Below are 5,998 nucleotides of genomic sequence, written 5' to 3'. Positions count from 1 at the left end.
TGCCCGTGAGTTAGGTGTTCCTGCGGTGGTGGGTTGTGGTGATGCGACTGAGCATCTGCAAGATGGCATGATGGTTACTGTCTCTTGTGCAGAAGGCGACGAAGGTCATATTTACGATGGTCTGATTGAAACTGAAGTGACTGAGGTTTCTCGTGGCGTATTGCCAGAAATTCCGGTGAAGATCACCATGAATATTGGTAATCCTCAGTTAGCCTTTGATTTCTGCCAAATCCCAAACGCTGGTGTTGGTTTGGCTCGCCTCGAGTTCATCATCAATAACTACATTGGTGTGCATCCCCGTGCTGTATTGGAGTACCCAAACATTGATCCTGATCTCAAGCGCGCTGTAGAAAGCGTCGCTCGTGGCTATGCAAGCCCACGTCAGTTCTACGAGGATAAATTGGTTGAGGGTGTAGCAACGATTGCTGCTGCTTTCTATCCAAAGCCTGTGATTGTGCGTTTATCTGACTTTAAGTCAAACGAGTATAAGAAACTCATCGGTGGTTCACGCTATGAGCCGGACGAAGAGAATCCAATGCTTGGTTTCCGTGGCGCATCCCGTTACGTATCAGCAGATTTTGGTGAAGCCTTTGCCTTAGAGTGCGCTGCGATGAAGCGTGTTCGTGAGGACATGGGCCTGGATAACGTTGAGATCATGGTGCCGTTTGTCCGCACCATTAAGCAAGCTGAGCGCGTGATCGACATGATGGCGAAGTTTGGTCTCAAGCGTGGCGTTAATGGCCTGCGTCTGATCATGATGTGCGAGATTCCTTCCAATGCGATTTTGGCTGATCAATTCCTTGAGCATTTTGATGGATTCTCAATCGGTTCAAACGATATGACTCAGTTAACGCTGGGTCTGGATCGTGACTCCGGTATGGAATTATTGGCAATTGACTTTGATGAGCGCGATCCTGCAGTTGAGTTCATGATTGCCCGCTCTATTGATGCTTGCCGTAAGCAAAACAAATACGTTGGTATTTGCGGTCAAGGTCCTTCAGACCACCCAGACTTTGCACGTTGGTTGGTTGCCAAGGGCATTACTTCAATCTCCCTCAATCCGGATAGCGTTGTAGCTACTTGGGAAATGTTGGGCAAGAAAGAAGCGTAACTTACCCTCGCTAATTATTACTAGCGAGATGTAAAAAGGCCTAGATGCAAATCTAGGCCTTTTGTTTTGTGGTGAGTAAGCGAACTAGCGCTTCGCTTTTGCCACTACTTTTTTCTTAGGGATGGATTTAGCAGTTGTCTTGGCAGTTGTCTTAGCAGGCGCAGCCGCCTTCTTTACGGCGTTGCTATTGCGATGAATCGGTACTGCACCCATCTTCTTAGCGGGTGATGCAATCGAGCGCGAAGGAGTTGTACCAGACCAGCTAGGTTCTGCAATCGAGTTAAATGCAGAGCGTAATTTCTCGCCCCACAACTGGTGAATCATTTGGAAGTAGGGGTTAGACTCATCCATGGTGACCAACTTGCTAGCCTGTAATGAATTCTTTTCATAAACCAATAAATCTAGCGGCAAGCCAACAGAAATATTGCTGTTTAGAGTGGAGTCCATGGAGATTAGGGCGCACTTAGTGGCTAAATTGAGCGGAGTGTCAAAGGTAATGACCCTGTCTAAGATTGGCTTGCCGTATTTAGACTCTCCGATTTGGAAGTAACAAGTCTCAGGCGTAGCCTCAATAAAGTTACCGGCCGAATAGATATTGAAGAGCCTTGGGCGCTCACCCTTAATCTGCCCACCAAAGATCAGATTGCAATTGAAATCAATGCCTGCCTTTTCTAGTGACTTGTGATCTCGGTCGTAAACCTGTTTGATGGCATCACCAATGACAGCAGCTGCATCGTGAGTGCTTTCGACATTCCAGAGATTTTTCCCATTGAGGAGCTCGCCTTGTAGCAAGATTTCTTTAACCGCTTGAGTAATGGCAAGGTTGCCGGCGCTCATGAGAGTAAAAAATCGATCTTTATCCTTTTGGAATAAAGACATCTTTCTGAAGGTGCCAATTTGATCAACGCCCGCATTGGTGCGAGTGTCAGATAAAAATACCAAGCCATCTTTTAGGCAAAGCCCAACGCAATACGTCATCCTGCAGCCCCTTTAATTATTTCTTTGAATTATCTCTTACTTGGCTTTATGAAGGGCTGCTTTACTTGACTTCGATAATCGATATGCTGGCGCTTAACTCTTCACCACCTCCGCCAGAGCGAACACCCTTAACCGGTGCCGCTGAGTAGTAATCTCTGCCAATCGCCAGGCGAACGTGGCGGGCATCAGTAAAGCAAGCGTTGGTAATATCGATACTAAGCCAAAGCCCTTTATCGATATCTGCGCAGAAATCAATCCAGGCATGGCTTGCCAGGTTTGGTGAATCCTCAGCAAAAAAGTATCCGCTGACATAGCGAGCCGGGATGCCCGAGACGCGACACAGGCCGAGCATGATGTGTGCATGATCTTGGCAAACACCGGATTTCATGGCAAAAGATTGAGCGGCGGTGGTTGCTGAACTCGTTTGCCCTGGGAAATACAAAATAGTTCCTTGAACTGCTGCCGCTAATTCTAGAACCTTATCAATCGAATTTGTCTTGGGCAGAGAGGCTGAAAAATACTCCAGCATTTCTACAGTCGGTTCGGTTAAATTAGTTTGCTGTAGGAGGTGATAGGGAGAGACTGCCTTGGCATCATCCCTAAACTCAAAGGCTGCTTCAGTATGAACCTCACCTTCAGCCTCAATCATCATTGAGGTGTATGAGCTCTCTTGAACAAAAACACTGTACAGATTTCCAAAGGCGTCGAGTGATGTGCTTGCCTTAATCGGCGTGCTGACTTTCCACTTTTCAATAGTTTGACCAGCTACATCAGGAGGCGTGAGACGTAACTCTTGAATGGAGTAACGCACTGGCGTTTCATAACGGTATTCTGTGCGGTGACGAATCTTCAGGTGCATGGTGATCTTTAAGCTACGGCTAATGGTATGAGGTAGGCATTACTGAATTCATCAGCAATATGATTGATGCGCTCTAAGAACTCTTCAATGAACTCCTCCAAGCCTTGCGAGAAGACCTCATCAATATCGGAATAGTCTAGGCTTGCCTTGAGCTTGCCAAGCAGGCGTTCAATTTCTTTGGATTGCTGATTCTTCATCTCTGCAATCAGGGGAATGAGCTCATTGACGCAGCACACTAATGAGCGCGGCATTTGCTTATTAAATATGAGGAGTTGTGCTACTTGCTTAGGAGTGACTTGATCAGAATAGATCTGCCGATAGATCTCAAAAGCAGATACAGAGCGCAGGAGGGCAGCCCAGTGATAAAAATCAAAGAAGTCGCCATCAGCCCCATCAATCACTTCAGCGACCTCACCCTCAACTGCTTTACCTTTTTTGTCAGTGCGCAATACCTTTAGCGCAGCCTGACCTTCATATTTAGTTTCTAAGATACGCGCAGTGTTATCGGCTCTCTCCAGCAGGGTACCGACATTCATAAAGTAGAAAGCTTCATTCTTGAGCATGGTGCCATGCATGACGCCCCTAAATAGGTGACAGCGATGCTTCACCCATTCTAGTAATCTACTGGGGTCAGCTTGATTACGGGCCTCTAGAATGCGTTGCAACTCCAGCCAAGTGGTGTTCTGGGTTTCCCATGCTTCAGAGGTAATTTTTCCCCGAATAACGCGGGCATTCTCACGAGCGGCAAATAAGCAGGACACAATGCTGGAAGGATTGCTAGTTTCATAAATCATGAAATCCAATACATTCTCACGAGTCACCACATCGTATTTCATCAAGAACGATTCTTCTAGCTTGGAAATCGTGAGCAACTTCTTCCAGCTTTGCTCTAAAAATTCTGCGGGCTGTGGGAGTAGGGAGGTTTGGTGGTTGACATCCAACATACGTGCAGTGTTTTCTGCTCGCTCTGTATAGCGGGCCATCCAGTAAAGGCAATCAGCGGTACGACTCAACATATGTACTTATCCCTTTTATTCTTCTAGAACCCAAGTGTCCTTGGTACCGCCACCTTGCGAGGAGTTCACGACTAAAGAACCTTCTTTAAGGGCGACCCGTGTAAGGCCGCCTGGAACCATCTTGATTGTTTTGCCGGACAAAACAAATGGGCGCAAATCAATATGGCGGGGTGCAACGCCAGATTCAACAAAAGTCGGGCAGGTAGACAATGCCAGTGTTGGCTGCGCGATGTATTTATCTGGATTGGCAATCAGATGCCCTCGGAATTCTTCAATCTCTGCTTTGGTGGATGCTGGCCCAACCAACATGCCATAGCCACCAGCACCATGCGTTAACTTCACCACCAATTTTTCTAAATTGGCTAAGGTGTAGGCAAGATCGTCTGGCTTGCGACATTGGAAGGTTGGCACATTGTTAAGAATGGGTTTCTCACCCAAGTAGAACTCAATCATGTCAGGTACGTAAGGGTAGATAGACTTGTCATCCGCAATACCGGTACCAATTGCGTTGGCTAAAGTCACATTACCCGCGCGATGCGCAGAGAGTAATCCAGCAACGCCTAATGTTGAATCGGAGCGGAATGCAAGTGGATCCAGGAAATCATCATCAACGCGGCGATAAATTACATCCACACGTTCAGGGCCTTGGGTAGTACGCATAAAGACTTGCTCATTCTTCACAAACAAATCTTTGCCCTCAACCAATTCAACACCCATTTGCTGAGCCAAATAGCTATGCTCAAAATAAGCGGAGTTGTACATGCCTGGTGTGAGTACTACGACATTGGGTTTCTTGATGTCATCTGGTTTGACAGACTTTAAGCACTCCAATAAAAAATCCGGATAGTGCTCGACAGGTGCAACCCGATATTTTTGAAACAGATCTGGGAAGAGTCGCATCATCATTTTGCGATCCTCCACCATATAAGAAACGCCAGAGGGAACGCGCAAGTTGTCTTCTAGAACGTAGAACTCGCCTTCACCAGCACGCACGATATCGATTCCGGCGATCTGGGCGTAGATGTCTCGTGGAACATTGACGTTACGCATCTCCGGACGATATTGCGCGTTGTTATAAATCTGCTCGGCAGGAATGATTCCGGCTTTGATAATTTCTTCTTGGTGGTAGACGTCATAAATGAAGCGATTAAGCGCTTTAACCCGTTGACGTAAGCCAGCCTCTAATTGCTCCCATTCTTTGGCAGTAAAGATGCGCGGGACTTGATCGAAGGGGATGGTTCTCTCGGATCCAAGATCATCTCCATAGACCGCAAAGGTAATGCCCACTCGTCGGAAGATGAGATCGGCCTCTGCGCGCTTGAGACCCATGAGGGTATCGCTCTGCTGCTTTAGCCAGTTATGGAAGACTTGGTAATGGGGACGCGCTTTTCCGCTGGCGTCGAGCATTTCATCAAAAGGCAATTTCATAGTTACAAAATAACGCCTTTGGGTGTTTAAAAAACTGAGGGATGGAGCAGCTTGGTGCTCTATGCACTTTATTGGTGCATTAATTCTGCACTTTAATAGCTATGGACTTGTTTATCCAATTAAGCGTTGAGATCGCCCCTAGCAATTCTTCCCTTTTGGACTTCCCATTCACGCTCTTTAGTTGCTGCGCGTTTGTCGTGCTGTTTCTTGCCTCGGGCTAGCCCAATCTCACACTTCACATTGCCTTTGGAAAAATGCAGATTTAATGGGACGAGGGTGTAGCCCTTTTGCTCAACTTTGCCGATGAGCTTTTTAATTTCAATTGCATTGAGCAGGAGTTTGCGGGTACGGGTACTGTCGGGAACAATATGGGTAGAAGCCGATAGGAGTGGGGTGATGTGACAGCCAATCAGGAATAGCTCCGCCCGACGGATGACAACATACGCTTCTTTAATGTGGACTCGACCAGCACGAATGGCTTTTACTTCCCAGCCTTCCAGAACCAGTCCTGCCTCGAACCGTTCCTCGATAAAATAATCGAAGAAGGCTTTTTTGTTATCGACGATACTCATATTTATTTAGCTTCTCAAGATCGATTATGGCAGA

At 46.9% G+C, this 5,998-nt stretch carries 6 protein-coding genes; 1 reads left to right on the top strand and 5 read right to left on the bottom strand.

What is annotated here, in order from left to right; all coding sequences use genetic code 11:
• A partial coding sequence (locus B7X71_RS10685; protein WP_293600722.1) for a putative PEP-binding protein occupies positions 1-1,111 on the top strand: 1,111 nt, incomplete at its 5' end.
• Positions 1,112-1,195: 84 nt separating this feature from the next.
• Here B7X71_RS10685 and B7X71_RS10680 read toward each other — a convergent pair.
• From B7X71_RS10680 to smpB, 5 genes are all read right to left on the bottom strand, one after another.
• Complete coding sequence (locus tag B7X71_RS10680) at positions 1,196-2,089, bottom strand: proteasome-type protease (RefSeq protein ID WP_293597335.1); 894 nt, start codon at positions 2,087-2,089, stop codon at positions 1,196-1,198.
• A gap of 61 nt (positions 2,090-2,150) precedes the next feature.
• Positions 2,151-2,948, bottom strand: coding sequence for a transglutaminase family protein (locus tag B7X71_RS10675; protein ID WP_293597334.1), 798 nt, complete (start codon positions 2,946-2,948; stop codon positions 2,151-2,153).
• An 8-nt stretch (positions 2,949-2,956) separates the two neighbouring features.
• Positions 2,957-3,964 (bottom strand): alpha-E domain-containing protein, encoded by a 1,008-nt coding sequence (locus B7X71_RS10670; RefSeq protein ID WP_293597333.1) that lies wholly within the window; start codon positions 3,962-3,964, stop codon positions 2,957-2,959.
• A gap of 15 nt (positions 3,965-3,979) precedes the next feature.
• Positions 3,980-5,392: a circularly permuted type 2 ATP-grasp protein gene (locus B7X71_RS10665; protein ID WP_293597332.1), complete on the bottom strand. Its 1,413-nt coding sequence runs from the start codon at positions 5,390-5,392 to the stop codon at positions 3,980-3,982.
• Positions 5,393-5,511: 119 nt separating this feature from the next.
• Positions 5,512-5,964 (bottom strand): SsrA-binding protein SmpB, encoded by a 453-nt coding sequence (smpB, locus tag B7X71_RS10660; RefSeq protein WP_015421400.1) that lies wholly within the window; start codon positions 5,962-5,964, stop codon positions 5,512-5,514.
• Positions 5,965-5,998 lie beyond the last annotated feature (34 nt).

Source organism: Polynucleobacter sp. 39-46-10 (genome assembly GCF_002282275.1).
This window is presented reverse-complemented; position numbering and strand designations above follow the sequence as displayed.